The 14,142-nt window shown below is 70.4% G+C and carries 8 protein-coding genes; 2 read left to right on the top strand and 6 right to left on the bottom strand.

Features of this window, described 5'->3' with window-relative positions; translation table 11 throughout:
* Positions 1-229: 229 nt before the first annotated feature.
* Positions 230-1,297: a type IV toxin-antitoxin system AbiEi family antitoxin gene (locus ACV22W_RS11275; RefSeq protein ID WP_448019194.1), complete on the top strand. Its 1,068-nt coding sequence runs from the start codon at positions 230-232 to the stop codon at positions 1,295-1,297.
* Positions 1,266-2,171, top strand: a complete 906-nt coding sequence (locus ACV22W_RS11270; protein ID WP_448019192.1) for a nucleotidyl transferase AbiEii/AbiGii toxin family protein — start codon at positions 1,266-1,268, stop codon at positions 2,169-2,171. The genes ACV22W_RS11275 and ACV22W_RS11270 overlap by 32 nt, the downstream gene beginning before the upstream one ends.
* Positions 2,172-2,464: 293 nt before the next feature.
* Here ACV22W_RS11270 and ACV22W_RS11265 read toward each other — a convergent pair whose 3' ends face one another.
* From ACV22W_RS11265 to ACV22W_RS11240, 6 genes are all read right to left on the bottom strand, one after another.
* The gene (locus ACV22W_RS11265) at positions 2,465-3,484 is read right to left on the bottom strand and encodes a GNAT family N-acetyltransferase (protein ID WP_448019190.1); all 1,020 of its coding nucleotides are present in this window, start codon (positions 3,482-3,484) and stop codon (positions 2,465-2,467) included.
* Positions 3,484-4,323: a formyltransferase family protein gene (locus tag ACV22W_RS11260; RefSeq protein ID WP_448019188.1), complete on the bottom strand. Its 840-nt coding sequence runs from the start codon at positions 4,321-4,323 to the stop codon at positions 3,484-3,486. The genes ACV22W_RS11265 and ACV22W_RS11260 overlap by 1 nt, the downstream gene beginning before the upstream one ends.
* Before the next feature lie 86 nt (positions 4,324-4,409).
* On the bottom strand, positions 4,410-6,674 hold the full coding sequence (locus tag ACV22W_RS11255) for a TonB-dependent siderophore receptor (RefSeq protein WP_448019186.1): 2,265 nt from the start codon (positions 6,672-6,674) through the stop codon (positions 4,410-4,412).
* A 46-nt stretch (positions 6,675-6,720) separates the two neighbouring features.
* Positions 6,721-8,097, bottom strand: a complete 1,377-nt coding sequence (locus tag ACV22W_RS11250; protein WP_448019184.1) for a lysine N(6)-hydroxylase/L-ornithine N(5)-oxygenase family protein — start codon at positions 8,095-8,097, stop codon at positions 6,721-6,723.
* 34 nt (positions 8,098-8,131) lie between these two features.
* The gene (locus ACV22W_RS11245) at positions 8,132-9,157 is read right to left on the bottom strand and encodes a GNAT family N-acetyltransferase (RefSeq protein ID WP_448019182.1); all 1,026 of its coding nucleotides are present in this window, start codon (positions 9,155-9,157) and stop codon (positions 8,132-8,134) included.
* Positions 9,147-14,141 carry an amino acid adenylation domain-containing protein gene (locus ACV22W_RS11240; protein WP_448019180.1) on the bottom strand — a complete coding sequence of 1,665 codons (4,995 nt, stop codon included), beginning with the start codon at positions 14,139-14,141 and terminating at the stop codon, positions 9,147-9,149. The genes ACV22W_RS11245 and ACV22W_RS11240 overlap by 11 nt, the downstream gene beginning before the upstream one ends.
* Position 14,142: the final 1 nt, after the last annotated feature.

Here is a 14,142-nt window from a genome sequence, read left to right as displayed (position 1 = left end):
GAATCCTGCGACGGAAGGAAACTGGCCATTCGGGCGACTGCCGCCTGCGATCGGGATTCGCGACATTACGTGTTCCGTCTCGATTTTGCAGGTGGGAGGGCGTGTTGATTGCCGCCGGTCATTCCGGAATAATTCCGTCACATCAACGGGTTGAGCATCTTTGTTCATTTTTTGACGGCTGTACATTTTTTGTGTACGCTCGTGAAAAAGTGAACAGGCGATCCGCCCGATGCCCAAGAAAGCCACCCTGCCGATCTCGGAACAGCACGTGCTCGACGAAGCCTGTGCCGCGTTCGGACGCGCGACCCGGCGCTTCAACGCCCGGCCCGTGCGCGTGCCGGCCGCATACAATGCGCATGCCGACGCGATGATCCGCTTCGGCATTGCCGGGCAAACATTCGAGATGCCGGTGGCGGTGAGCGTCGGCGTCGAATCGCTGCACGGCGCGCTCGCCGCGTTACGCCGCCGCGCGCCTCCAACGTCCGTCGAGCGGCCGCTGATGCTGGTCGCGCCGTATTTTTCGGACGACCTGGCCGCCCGCCTGATCGAGCACGACATCCCCTTTATCGATACCGCCGGCAACGCATGCCTGATCCAGCCGGAGGCGACCGTGATGATCTCCGGCCGGCCGAAACCTGCACGCACGCCACGCCGGCAGGCATCGCGCGCGACGACGCCCAAGGGGCTCGCCGTGATGTTCGCGCTCGCGACGCAGCCGAGCCTCGTCACGCAACCGCTCCGGGCGATCGCCGCCGCGTCGGGCGTTGCGCTCGGCACGGTCAATCTCGCGATGGACGATCTGATCGCACGCGGCCTCATCGCGCAGCGGCGCAACGGCGAGCGCGCGTTTACCGACTGGCCGCGCTTCGTGCAGGAATGGGTCGCGCTGTACCCGAGCCGCCTGCGCGCGAAATTGCCGAGCCGGCGGTTTGCCGCGCTCGCGCCCGACTGGTGGCGCGGTTTCGATTTCGCGGCATTCGACGCGCGGCTCGGCGGCGAACCCGCGGCCGACCTGCTGACGCACGACCTGAAGCCGGCCGCGGTCACCGTCTATACGCACGGCGCCGTGTCGAACCGCCTGCTGCTCCGGGCGCGCCTGCGCCCGGACGAGCGCGGCGACGTCGAGCTGCTCGAAGCATTCTGGCCGCCGTCACCGGCGCTCGACTGGCGCGAGCAGGACGTGCCGCTCGTGCCGCCGCTGCTGATCTACGCGGATCTCGTCTCGTCCGGAGACAGCCGCAATCTTGCCGCCGCCGAACACATCCATGACCGATACCTCGCCCACCCGCCCGCTTGAAGTCGATGCGCGCCGGCCGCTCGAACCGGCGGCGGTCGCGTTGCTGCAGGCGGTCCGTACGGCTTGCGCGCAGCTCGACGCGGCATTCGTCGTCGCCGGCGCAACCGCGCGCGACATCCTGATGTGGCATGTCCACGGCATCCGCCCGGTGCGTGCGACGCGGGACGTCGACGTCGCGGTGTGCGCGGTGAGCTGGCCGTTTCACGAACGGCTCGTCGATGCGCTCGTCGCGACGGAGCAATTCGTACGCGCGCCGAAGCATCAGCAGAAACTGCTGTTCGACAATGGGACGCAAGGCTTTCGCACGGAGCTCGATCTCGTGCCGTTCGGGCCGATCGAGGCACCGCCCGGCGAAATCGCGTGGCCACCGGGCGGCGATTTCGTGCTGAACGTGCTGGGCTTTCAGGAGGCGGTCGATACGGCGCTGGTCGTGTCGATCGCGGCCGACATCGCGGTGCCGGTGGCGAACTTGCCGGCCCTTGCGCTGTTGAAGTTGCTCGCGTGGAAGGACCGGCGCGCACGCCAGAACAGCGATGCGTACGACCTGCTGTTCCTGCTCACGCATTTTCACGACGCGGGTAATCGCGAGCGTATCTGGGACGTCGCGCCCGACTTGCTCGAGCAGCACGGTTTCCAGCCTGAGCTGGCCGCGGCCGCGCTGCTGGCGCGCGATGCAAGGCGGATTGCTTCGCCGCAAACGCACGATGCGATCCGCGCGCTGTTATCCGACGCAGCGATCTACGCGACGCTCGGGCAGGATCTGCAGGCCCGCGCGTTCGCGCTGCTGCCGGGCGAATTCAACGATGACGCCGACCGGTATCTCGACGCGTTCCGCGATGCTTTTCTCGCCGATTCGCCCGTTCCCCGGACGTGACGTGCGGCCGCGCGACCGCAACGCCATCGCGCATTCACTGCCCTGGGCCGGGGCCGTCCGGTCTCCGAGCGACAACCCCGCGACGCGGCTGAATTCGCGACCATGGTTCGTGACGAGCACGGCGCCGGCCGCGATTGCATGACCGGCGATCGATGCATCGTTCGCGCCGATCGGCGTCCCGCGTGCGGCAACGTCGCCGCGAATCGCGGCCGTCGCATCGACCGCCGCGGTATCCCGCGACAGCACACCGTCCAGCCGTGCGACAACCGCAGTCACGCGTTCCGCCTGCTTCGTCACGGCAACCGGAACGTGTCGAAGAATGTTTCGCGCTCCATCACGGTGAGCGCCGCGCGCTTGTGCGGGAAGTCGAACTCCTTCAGCGTGTAGAACCCGAGCCGGTGCATGTACGCGATATGCCGCACGTGATCGACGCGCGGCTCGCCGACCAGCCGCTGCGTGCGCGGTTCGTCGACGAACATGTAGTGCAGCACCCCGCTCCACCACGCATGCAGCTTGCCCGCGCTCTGGAAGCGTGAATCGCCGATCAGCAAGTGCAGCCCGCGATCGTGGTCGTGCGCGTCGTAGAACGGCGCGAGGCGATCCTCCTTCGCCCAGTAGAACTCGAAATAGCCGAACGGCGTATCGTCGAAATAGCCGATCATCGGATGCATGTGCGGATCGGCGAGCCGCTCCGCGAGATAAGCGGCGTGCTCGTCGAGCGTGCCGCGCTGGTCCCAGAAATGCGCGACGCGATCGAGGTTCATCCAGTCGCTGAACAACTGCGCATGCGCATCGATGTCGACGGTGCGCAGGCTGAACGTCATCCCGACCTGCGGCATGTGGCGCGCATAGATCTCGCCGGCCGGCGACGGCGGCCGCACCGGATGCCGGTGGCCGTTCGTGATCGTGTAGCGCAGCGGCATCCCGCCCGACGCGGGCGCCTTCAGCCACGGCCGCGGGTTTTGCCAGAACGTCGCGCGCGATGCGGTGAGGCGCAGGCGGTCGCCCACGATCCGTGCGCCGTCGATCACGCCGTCGCGCACCGCGCGCGCGACGTACGACGCGATAGCCGCCGGATCGGCGCCGCCGTGCGGCACCGACACCGTCGCCGCATCGTGCCGCGTGTCCGTATTGAACAGCGCGACGAACTCCGCCAGCAGCGCGGCCGGCGCATCGTCGGGCCGCCACGCGTCGAGCGTGCGCTCGGCGGCGGGCGGCTCCTGCCCGTGCGCGGCGCCGTCGAGTGCCGCGGCCACCTCGCCTTCGACGGCGTCCGCTTCCTTGTCGGCCGGTTTCGTCAGCGTGTCTTCCATCACAGTGCTCCCGCGTCGTGGCGATCGGCGAGGATGTGCAGCCCCCGCTCGAGCGCCGGAAACAGGCTGCGCTGGAAGTTGTTCCAGCGCAGTTCGAGAATCGTGTCGTCCGGCGCGATCGGCGTGTCGAGCACGTCGCAGATCACTTCACCGGAATCGATGCCGTTGTCGACGTAGTGAAACGATGCGCCCGTCATCGTCACGGGTTCGACGTGCGAGGTCGTGCCGCTCGCCCAGTCGACCCGTTCGCCGCGCGCGCCGTGCAGCGCGTCGAGCGTCGCCCACGCGCCGCGCCGCTGGTACGGCGAATCGTCGGCCGTGATGCCGGGGTGGATGTTCGCGATGCGGCGATGAAAGCGCGCGCCGGGACGCACGAGCTCGTCGAGGATCACGAGCAGCCCGTCGAGCACGACCACGTCGGCGTCGAGTTCGAGCAGGCGTTCGAGCAGGCGGCGCTCGAACGCCTGCTTGCCCGTCACGCGCTCGCGCGCATCGCGCGGCAGCCGGCGGTACGTCGACGCAATCGTGCAGAACAGTTCGTCGACCGGCCTGCCCTGCACGGTCAGCCCGTCGGGCAGGATCCACGGGCGGCCGGGCGTGCGTGCGAAGCCGTAGTCGGCGACCTTCGCGCGGTCGGCCGGCGAGCCTTCGTCGTCATCGACGATCACGCCCTGGAGCGCATAGCGTTCGCCGAGCGGCGAGTCGTTCAGACGCTCGACGAGGAATTCGAGCGGCGCCTTCATGTAGCGCGTGCCGCCCTGGTAAGCGACCGGCTGGCCGGCGCGATCGGCCGCGCCGTTGCGCAGCGACTGGATGTAGACGAGATTTTTCTTCGGCATGGAGGCGTCGTGGAAAAAGCGGACGACGGCGCCGCAGCCCGCCCGCGCCGGCCCGAAGGCCGGCCGGCGCGCCACGGCGCGCGGCGTCACCAGTTGTATTTCGCGGTGGCGATCACCGTGCGGTCGGTCCCGAAAACGCAGACGCTCGTCGACTGGCAACCGCTGATGTAGTGGCGGTTGAACAGGTTCGTCCCGTTCACGGCAAAGCGCCAGTTGCGCGTGTCGTAATGCACGCCCGCGTCGAACAGCGTGTAGCTCGATACCGTCAGCGAGTTGTCCGCCGCACCGGCCGACGCACTCTGGTAGCGCACGCCGCCGCCCAGGCCGAAGCCCGTGAGCGGCCCCGTGTGCCACGTCCAGTCCGCCCACAGCGACGCCATCTGGCGCGGCCGCGGAATGTCGACCGGCCAGTTGTTCAGCGACGCGTCGTTGGCCTTCACGTTCTTCACGTCCTGGTAGACGTAGGACGCGATCAGCGACAGGTTCCGCGTGAGCTTGCCGGTCGCGTTCAGCTCGATCCCGCGCGAACGCACTTCACCGGTCTGGACCGACGTCGTGCCGGACGGATCGAGATTGAGCGGCGTCGCCGTGAGCACGTTGGTCTGGTTGATCTGGTAGATCGCCGCGCTCAGCATCAGGTTCTTGCCGGGCGGCTGCCAGCGCAGGCCGGCCTCGATCTGCTTGCCGCGCGTCGACTGCGGCAGCCCGCCGCCGTACAGGTTCACGCCGATCAGCGGGTTGAACGACGTCGCGTAGCTGACGTACGGCGATAGCCCGTAGTCGCCCTGGTACGTGAGGCCCACGCGGCCGGTGAACGCCGTGATGTCGGCCTTCGACTGCGTGCCGCCCGCGCGGTCGTCCATCCGCTGGTTGACCCAGTCCTCGCGGCCGCCGAGCGTCAGCGTCCAGCGGTTCCACTTGACCTGGTCCTGCACGTACAGCCCGAACGTGTTCATCGTCGTGTACGTGTTGGTGCGATACGTGGTGTTCGGCGGCGAGAACACGGACAGCGTCACCGGCGTGTAGACCGGGTTGTAGATGTTCAGCGTCGACGCGGCGGCCAGCCATTCGCTGTCGGTCGCGGTCTGCCGGTTGTACTGGAAACCGAGCAGCAGCGTGTGCACGAGCGGCCCCGTGCCGAAGCGGCCCTGCAGGTTGTTGTCGATGTCGAAGCGGCTGTAGTTCGTCTGGAACACGCCGGCCCAGCGGTTGATGTCGGTCAGGCTGCCGTCGGCGAAGCCCGCGCCGAATACCGACCCGTTGTCGAGCGACAGGTGCATCCAGCGCACGTTCTGGCGGAACGTCCACATCGGGCTCAGGTTCCGCTCGAACTGGTAGCCGAGCGACCACTGCTTCTTGCGGTAGTAGTTGAAGTTCGGGTCGCCGCCGTAGACATCCTTGTCGAGCTGGCCGTTCGGGTTCGGCAGCACCGTGCCTTGCGCCGGCAGGAAGTTCGACGAGATGTCGCCCCAGTCCTGCAGGTACGTGGCGGACAGCGTCAGCGACGTATCCGCGTCCGGGCGCCAGCGGAACGACGGTGCGAGCGCGACGCGCTGGTCGTTGTTCGGGCCGGTCAGCGCGTTGCCGTCGCGGGCGACGCCGACGAACCGGTACGCGTACTTGCCGTCCGCGTCGAGCTTGTCGCCGACGTCGATCATGAACTGCTTGCGCGCGTAGTTGCCGAACTGCACGCCGGCTTCGCGCACGCGCTCGCCGTCGGCCGTCTTGGTCTGCACGTCGATGATCGCGCCCGGGTCGCCGGCGCCGTACAGCACCGACGTCGGCCCGCGCAGCACGGTGATGCTGTCGATCATGTACGGATCGACGCGCCAGCTCGACAGGTTCAGCGTGTTCGGCACCTGCAGGCCGTTCACGTATGCGGTCGGCGTGAAGCCGCGCAGCGCCGCGTACCAGTCGGAGCGGTTGTCCGAGCCGTACGACGAGAAGCCCGGCACGTAGCGCAGCGCCGCGTTCACGTCGGTCGCGCCGGTCATTTCGATCTGCTGCGCGGTGACGACGTTGATCGTCTGCGGAATCTCGTTGAGCGCGGTATCGGTCTTGGTGCCGGTCCTGCTGCGCTTCGCGACGAGCCCGACCGTGCCGTCGCCCTCCGAGCCCGCGTTGACGTTGATCGCCGGCAGCGTGCCGGACGTCGAGCCGTTCTGCGCGCCGGCCGATGCGCTGGCCGATGCGCTGGCCGCCGCACCGTTCTGCGCATTGCCGCCCGACGCCGCGGCGCCTGCGTTCACGGACGGCGCCGTCTGGGCGGTTGCGTGCCCTGCCGCCATCCCGAACGCCACGCTCGCCGCGGCTGCGATCGCACGCACACGCGTGCCTGTTGCCCACTCCATCTTTCTCTGCTCCACTTTTTTGATGCGGTCTCCGACCGCGCCTTTGTCAAAGAGCGAAAGCCATGCGGCCCGCGCTCGCCCCGTCTTGATGTCGTTGTTCATGCAGTGCCCGGGCCGCGCCATCGTCATGGGCGGGCGCGATCCCTTCCTCGAGCGACGCGCAGATCTCGTCCGCGCGGCGCGCCAGGACCGACAGCAGCGTGTCGGACAGGCCGTGGCTGTCTTCGCAGCAGCCTTGCAGGTAGATGCGCGGCGCGAAGTGCGCGGGCGTCGCGAGCAGGTAGTCGCGCGTGACGTCGCCGCGCGTGAGCGCATCGCCCAGATGCGGCGCGAGCCCTTCGAGCAGCGCCGAATGCGTATCGCGCCGGTAGCCGGTCGCGAGCACGAGCGCGTCGAACCGTTCGACGCGCGTCGCGCCGTTCATCCGGTCGCGCAGCGTCAGCTCGATGCGGCCGTCGCCGGCGCACACCGCGGCCTCGATCGCGCTGTTCGCGAGCAGCGCGTGGCGCCGCGTGCCGTCGATGCGCTGCAGGTACAGCATTTCGTAGATCTGCTCGATCAGCGGCCGATCGACCACCGCGTAGTTGGTGTCGCGATAGCGCTCGAGCAGCGCGCGGCGCGCGTCGTGCGGCTGCGCGTAGACGACGTCGGTGAATTCGGGGCTGAAGATCTCGTTGACGAAGGGGCTGTCGTCGGCCGGTTTCAATGCGCCCGCGCGCATCACGAGGCTCGCGTCGACGTGCGGGAAACGGCGCGTGAGGTCGATGAACACCTCGGCCGCGCTCTGCCCCGCGCCGATCACCGCGACGCGGCGGCGCTCGCCGTCCGGCGCGGCGACCAGCCGGTCGATGCCGGTCAGGTAAGACGACGAATGGATCACGCGATCGCGGCCGAGTGCGGCGAACGCATCCGGCACCGCCGGCGTGCCGCCGACGCCGACCGACAGCGCACGCGTCACGCGCTGGCGCTCACGGCCGGCCGCGTCGCGCGACAGCACGCGCAGTGCGTCGATCCGCGCGCCGTCGCCGCGCACGGGCTCGATCGCCGTGACGGTTTCGCTGTAATGGACGTGCCCGTCGAATGCGTCGGCGACCCAGCTCAGGTAGTCGTGGAATTCGACGCGGGTCGGATAGAAGTTCTTCAGGTTGACGAATTCGTTCAGCCGGCCGCGTTCGAACAGGTAGTTGATGAACGTGTAGCGGCTTTTCGGATCGCGCATCGTGACGAGATCCTTCAGAAACGAGATCTGCATCCGGCAGTCGTCGAGCAGCATGCCGCGATGCCAGCCGAATTCCGGCTGGCGTTCGACGAAGCAATGCGCGAACGGACGCGTGCCGTTGCGTTCCGCGAGGCGCACGGCCAGCGCCAGGTTCGACGGCCCGAAGCCGACGCCGATCAGGTCGAATACGGTTTCTCTCTGCATGTCTCTCAGCTCCCTTGTCGGTGAATCCGGCCCGTCAGACGTGACGGCCGGAGAAGAAGGTCTCGCGCAGCGTGCGCATCCACAGCGGCTGCCCGTCGGCGAGCGCCAGGCGGCGCTGCCGCGCGAAGCCGTGCCGCGCGAGGGTGTCGACGACCCGCGCGCGGCCGGCCGGGACCGCGCAGCCGACCGCTTCGGTGCGCGAATCGTCGAGAAACAGGTAATGCACGACCGACGGCAGCCAGCCCGCCACGCAATGCGGGCCGCGCCAGCGCGATACGCCGACCAGCATCCGCAGCCCGCGGTCGTAATCGCGCGCGCCGACGTGCGGCGCGAGCGGGTCTTCCTTCAGCCAGAACGCCTCGACGTACGCGAACGGTTCGCCGTCGAAGCAGCAGACGAGCGGGCTCACGTGCGGATCGGCATCGGGCGCCGTGCCGTCCACGCCGGGTTGCGTGCCCGGCCAGCCGTCGCGCACGCGCGGCTCGTCGAACCAGTGCGCGAGGCGCGCGGCGTCCTCGCCCGGCTGCCAGCCGCGCAGCGTGAAGCGCACGCCGAGTGCAGGCAGGTCGCGCGCATACACGTCGCCGCGCGGCGCGGGCGGCCGGCGCGGATGCCGCCGGCCGTCGGTCAGCATCGGCAGCGTCGCGCATGGCAGCGGCGTGCCGACGCGCCACAGATCGGCCTGCTGCGCCCAGCCTTCGCGCATGCACAGGCCGCCGTCGGCGAGCACGCCGCTCGCGCGCAGCGCGTCGAGCGCGACCGCCGGCCACGCGGCCGGGTCGAGCCGGATCGCTGCACGGCGCGTGTCGTCGGAAAACGCGGCGGCGAGCGCGGCCAGCAACGCGCGGCGCTGGTCGCCGGGCGCCGCACGATGGTTGTACGCGACGAGGCGCAGCGTGCCGTCGTCCGCGAGCTGCGCGCGCAGCAGCTGCGCGCCGATGCCGTCGCCCTGCGCGACGCGGATCTCCGCATCGTCGCGCGCGGCGAACAGGCCGTCCGCGAACGCGAGACGGCACGTGTCCGGCATCGTGAATCCGTCCGGACGCACTTCAGCCAGCATCGCGCACCTCCTGCTCCGTTTCGGCCGACGCATCGAGATGCGCGCCGAGCGCCGCGAGCGTCGGCGACGCGAATACGTCGGCCACCGTCAGCGCGTGCCCGGCGCGGCCGGCCGCGTCGACGAAGCGCACGACGTCGAATGACGTCGCGCCGGCTTCGAACAGATCGGCATCGGGTGCGGGCGCGGCCGCCGCGAACGTGTTCGACCACAGCGCGGCGAGCGCGGCTGCGGCGTCCGGCGCGCGCGATGCCGCCGTGACGCGCGTCGCCGCGCTGCCGGCCGGTGCGACTGCAACCGCCGCCGACGCGGCGAACTGCGCGTCGGGCGCGCCGAGCGCCGCTTCCGGCGCACCGGCGAAACGCGCGACTTCGTCGTGATAGAGGTCGACGAGCGCGTCGACGAAAGCGCCGTCGAGCAGTTCGTCCGCGTACGAGAACGCGGCGCTCACGCGGCCGTCCGGATGCTCGACGACGTCCAGCTCGAGCGTGAACACGACGCGATGACGCACGTCGTCGAACCCGGCGAGCGACAGGCCGGCCCAGTCGCGGGCGGCGACGCCGGCCGGACGCAGGTAGTTGAACATCACCTGGAACAGCGGATTGGCGTTTGCGGCACGCGGCGCGCGCAGCGCGGCGACGACGTCGGCGAACGGCACGTCGGCATGCGCATACGCGGCGAGCGCCGTATCGCGCACCTGCGCGAGCACGTCCGAGCGGCAGGCTGACGTGTCGAGCCGCGTGCGCACGACCACGGAATTGATGAAGAGACCGAGCGCATCGCGCGCGGCATCGCCCGTCAGCTCGCGCGTCGACGCCAGCACGCCGACCGGCTGATCGGCCGCACCGGTCACGCGGAACAGCGCGGTGTTGAGCGCCGCGTGCAGCAGCATCGGCAGCGTCGCGTGCGCGGCGGACGCGGCGGCGCGCGCGGCTCGGATCAGCGATGCATCGAATTCGAACGCGACGCGCGCCGCACGCCATTGCGGGACGGCCGGCGCGTTTGCGCGCTGTGGCAGTATGGGCGGCGGCAGATCGGCCAGCGCGTCGCGCCAGTACGCGACGCGGGCCGGGTGGCACGGCGCGGGCAGCACCAGCGACGTGTCTCGAGGCGGTGTCGATGCCGATTCCGCTTCGCCGCGCACGAACGCGACATAGCCCGCGCGCACCGCGTCGAGCCACAGCTCGATTGATTCGCCATCCGAAACGATGTGATGGATCGTCACCGACAGCACGTGATCGTCCGCGCCGAGCCGCAGCACGCGTGCGCGCCACAGCGGCGCATCGGCCGCGAGATCGAACGGCGCGAGCGCGTCGGCATCGGTCAGCGCCGCCGCGCGAGCGAGCGCGTCGGATTGCGCCGACAGATCGATGACCGGCATTTCGACGAAAACGTCAGCATCGATCCGCTGGCCGGGCAGCATGCCGTCGCGCGCGACGAGCCGCATGCGCAGCGCCGGATGAGCGGCCGCCGCAGCCGAGAACGCCGCGTGCAGTGCATCGACGTCGAGCGGACCGCGCACGCGCAGCGCGACCGGAATGTTGTACGCGGCGCTGTCCGGCTGCGCGCGCCACAGGAACCACAGGCCGAGCTGCGCGGGCGACAGCGGCCATACGCCGTGCGCATCGGGTTTGACCACCGCGACGCCCGGCGCAGCGGCACCGGCGTGCGCGGCGCGCGGCGCGTCGGCCATCTGGCGCGCGTATTGCGCGAGCACTGGCGCTTCGAACAGCGCGCGCACCGGCACGTCGCGGCCGAGCCGCTCGGCCACACGCGTCGCGACGCGCACCGCCGCCAGCGAATGGCCGCCGAGTTCGAAGAAGTGATCGCCGCGACCGACGCGCTCGACGTTCAGCACGTCGCGCCAGATCGCCGCGAGTGCGGCTTCGTCGCCGTCGTGCGGCACTTCGTATGCGCGTTCGACGCGCACCGGCGCCGGCAACCGTGCACGGTCGACCTTGCTGTTCGCGTTGCGCGGCAGCGCGTCGAGCACGATCAGTTGAGCGGGCACCATGTAGTCAGGCAGCGTGCGGCGCAGATGCGCGTCGAGCGTCGCCGCCTCGACCGGTTGCGCGGCCGCCTGCGCGTCGGCGGTCAGTTCGACGTAGGCGACGAGCTGCGCCTGCGCGCCCTGCCCGTGCACGACCGCGCACGCTTCGCGCACCGCGTCGTGCGCGGCCAGCTGCGCCTCGATCTCGCCGAGTTCGATGCGCAGCCCGCGCAGCTTCACTTGATGATCGACACGGCCGATGAAGTCGAACACGCCGTCCGCGCGACGCCGCACGAGGTCGCCCGTGCGGTACAGGCGCGCGCCCGGCGCGCCGTACGGATCGGGCACGAAGCGCTCGGCCGTCAGCGCGGGACGATCGAGGTAGCCGCGCGCGACGCCGATCCCCTCGCCGCCCAGGTACAGCTCGCCGATCACGCCGACCGGCAGCGGATGCAGCCGCGCGTCGAGCACGTGCGCGGTGCGCGCGCCGACCAGCGTGCCGATCGGCAGATACGCGGCGTCGCCCAGCTTCACGAGATCGTCGCCGGGTCGGAACATCCACAGCGTCGGCGTGATCACGGTTTCGGTCGGGCCGTAGCCGTTGACCACGCGCACGTTCGGCATCGCGCGGCGCAGCATCGCGAACGCTTCGCGCGACGTGGCTTCGCCGCCGACGGTCAGCGAGCGCAGCGTCGGCGGCGCGCCGTGCGCGAGCGCCCATTCGGCGAGCTGCGCGGCGCAGCCGGGCGGCACGTAGGTCATCGTCACGCCGTCGCGAATCATCATCGCGCAGGTCTGCGCGGGCGGCCACAGCACGTCGGCCGTCACCGACACGGCGGCGCCCGACAGGTATTGCGAAAACCAGCCTTCGTGCGCGCCGTCGAAGTTGACCGACTGGAACAGCAGGAATACGTCGTTCTCGCCCGCGCCGTAGCGCTCGGCGATCGCCACGCAATGCCGCGCGAACGCCGCGTGATCGACGATCACGCCCTTCGGCTTGCCGGTCGAGCCCGACGTGTAGATCGCGTAGGCCGCATGGCCGGGCAGCACGTCCGGCAGCGCGACGTCCGCGGCTTCGTCGAGTGCGTCGACTTCGTCCGCGCGCCAGACGCGCAGCGCCGGCAGCTCGGGCAGCGATGCGGCGCTCGCGCCGTCGGTCAGCACGTGCGCGATGCCCGCATCGCCGACGATCTGCGCGAGGCGTTCGCGCGGATGGGCCGGATCGAGCGGCACGAACGCGGCGCCCGACTTCAGCACCGCGATCAGCGCGACCAGCAGGTCGACCGAGCGCTGCAGCGCGACGCCGACGCGCATTTCAGGCCGCACGCCGGCCGCGACGAGGTTGCGCGCGATGCGCGCCGCGCGCGCGTCGACCTCGCCGCGCGTCAGCGCGCGATCGACGTCGGCGACACCGCGTGCGTCGGGCCGTGCCCGCGCATGCGCGGCGATGCGTGCGTGCACGGGGACGAACGGTTCGGCTTCGGCCGCACCCGCCGGCGCGTTCCACGCGAACAGTTGCGCGCGTTCGTCGGCAGGCAGCCAGTCGAGATCGCCGACCGGCACGTCGGGGCGCGCGAGCGCATCGGCGAGCAGCGTGACGAAGCGCGCGGCCAGCCGCGCGATCGCGTCGCCGTCGAACAGGTCGAGCGCATGGATGAACGCGGCGTCGAACGTGCCGTCGGGCGTCGCCTCGATGGAAAGCGTCAGGTCGAATTTCGCGGACGGCGTGCCGGACGGCAGCAACGTTGCCGATGCCGCGCCCAGCGCCGGCAGCGCGCGGCGCTCGCCGTACGCGGCCATCACCTGGAACAGCGGATGGTGGCTCGCGCTGCGCGGCACGCCGAGCGCGTCGACGACCTGCTCGAACGGCACGTCCTGGTGCATCTGCGCATCGACGAGCGCGCGCTGCGTGCGTGCGACCAGCGACGAGAAATCGCCGTGCGCGGGCACGTCGACATCGATCGCGAGCGTGTTGACGAAGAAGCCGATCAGGCCCGCCGTTTCCGCGCGTTCGCGGTTCGCGGCCGGCACGCCGACGCAGATCCGCGCATCGCCGGTCGCACGCGCGAGCAGCGCGTCGAGCGCTGCAAGCAACACCGCGAACGGCGTCGCGCCCGACGCGGCCGCGAACGCGCGCAGCCGCGCACCGATGCGCGCGTCGAGCGAAAACACGTGACGTGCACCGCGCGCGCTGCGGCGCGCGGGCCGCGCGGCCGCGCCGGGCAGCGTCAGCACGCCGCGCTGCGGGTCGAGCCGCTCGCGCCAGAACGCCAGCTGCCGATCGCGCTCGCCGGCATCGAGCCAGCGGCGCTGCCACAGCGCATAGTCCGCGTACTGGATCGGCAGCGGCGCGAGCGGCACCGGTTCCCCCGACGCATACGCGCGATAGAACGCCGCGAGTTCGAACAGCATCACGTCCGACGACCAGCCATCCGACACGATGTGATGAACGGTCAGCGCGAGCCAGTGACGCGTCGCGTCGAAGCGGATCAGGTGTGCACGCACGAGCGGTGCCGCGCCGAGATCGAACGCGTCGGCTTCATCGGCCATTGCGACGCTTTCGGCGCGCGCGACGCGCTGCGCGTCGGGCAACGCTTCGAGATCGGTCTCGCGCCACGGGCAGCGCAGCGGCGGATGGATCGTCTGCGCGACGCCGTCCTCCGTTTCGTCGAAGGTCGTGCGCAGCGCTTCATGGCGCGCGATCAGCGCATCGCACGCGAGCCGCAGCGCATGCGCGTCGAGCGGGCCCGTCAGCGCGAGCCGTTCGGTGATGTGATAGGCGTCCGGCGCGTCGATCAAGCGCGCGTGCAGCCACAGCCGCATCTGCGCGAACGATGCCGGCACGCGCTCGGAGCGCGGCGTGCGCGGCGGGATCGGCAGCGTGCGGAAATCGATGCCGGCCGCGCCGAGCTTGTCGATGAACACCGCGCGCTGCGCGTCGGGCAATTGCGCGAAGCGCGTCGCGAGCGCGAGCCAGTCGGGTTGAGCCTTCGTCATC

The sequence above is a fragment of the Burkholderia sp. AW49-1 genome (assembly GCF_053427845.1).
This window is presented reverse-complemented; position numbering and strand designations above follow the sequence as displayed.

Bases quoted from the DNA above. Each gene is read 5' to 3' on its own strand.
- ACV22W_RS11275 (WP_448019194.1), top strand. From the start codon at position 230: ATGCCCAAGAAAGCCACCCTGCCGATCTCGGAACAGCACGTGCTCGAC.
- ACV22W_RS11270 (WP_448019192.1), top strand. From the start codon at position 1,266: ATGACCGATACCTCGCCCACCCGCCCGCTTGAAGTCGATGCGCGCCGG.
- ACV22W_RS11265 (WP_448019190.1), bottom strand. From the start codon at position 3,484: ATGGAAGACACGCTGACGAAACCGGCCGACAAGGAAGCGGACGCCGTC.
- ACV22W_RS11260 (WP_448019188.1), bottom strand. From the start codon at position 4,323: ATGCCGAAGAAAAATCTCGTCTACATCCAGTCGCTGCGCAACGGCGCG.
- ACV22W_RS11255 (WP_448019186.1), bottom strand. From the start codon at position 6,674: ATGGAGTGGGCAACAGGCACGCGTGTGCGTGCGATCGCAGCCGCGGCG.
- ACV22W_RS11250 (WP_448019184.1), bottom strand. From the start codon at position 8,097: ATGCAGAGAGAAACCGTATTCGACCTGATCGGCGTCGGCTTCGGGCCG.
- ACV22W_RS11245 (WP_448019182.1), bottom strand. From the start codon at position 9,157: ATGCTGGCTGAAGTGCGTCCGGACGGATTCACGATGCCGGACACGTGC.
- ACV22W_RS11240 (WP_448019180.1), bottom strand. From the start codon at position 14,141: ATGACGAAGGCTCAACCCGACTGGCTCGCGCTCGCGACGCGCTTCGCG.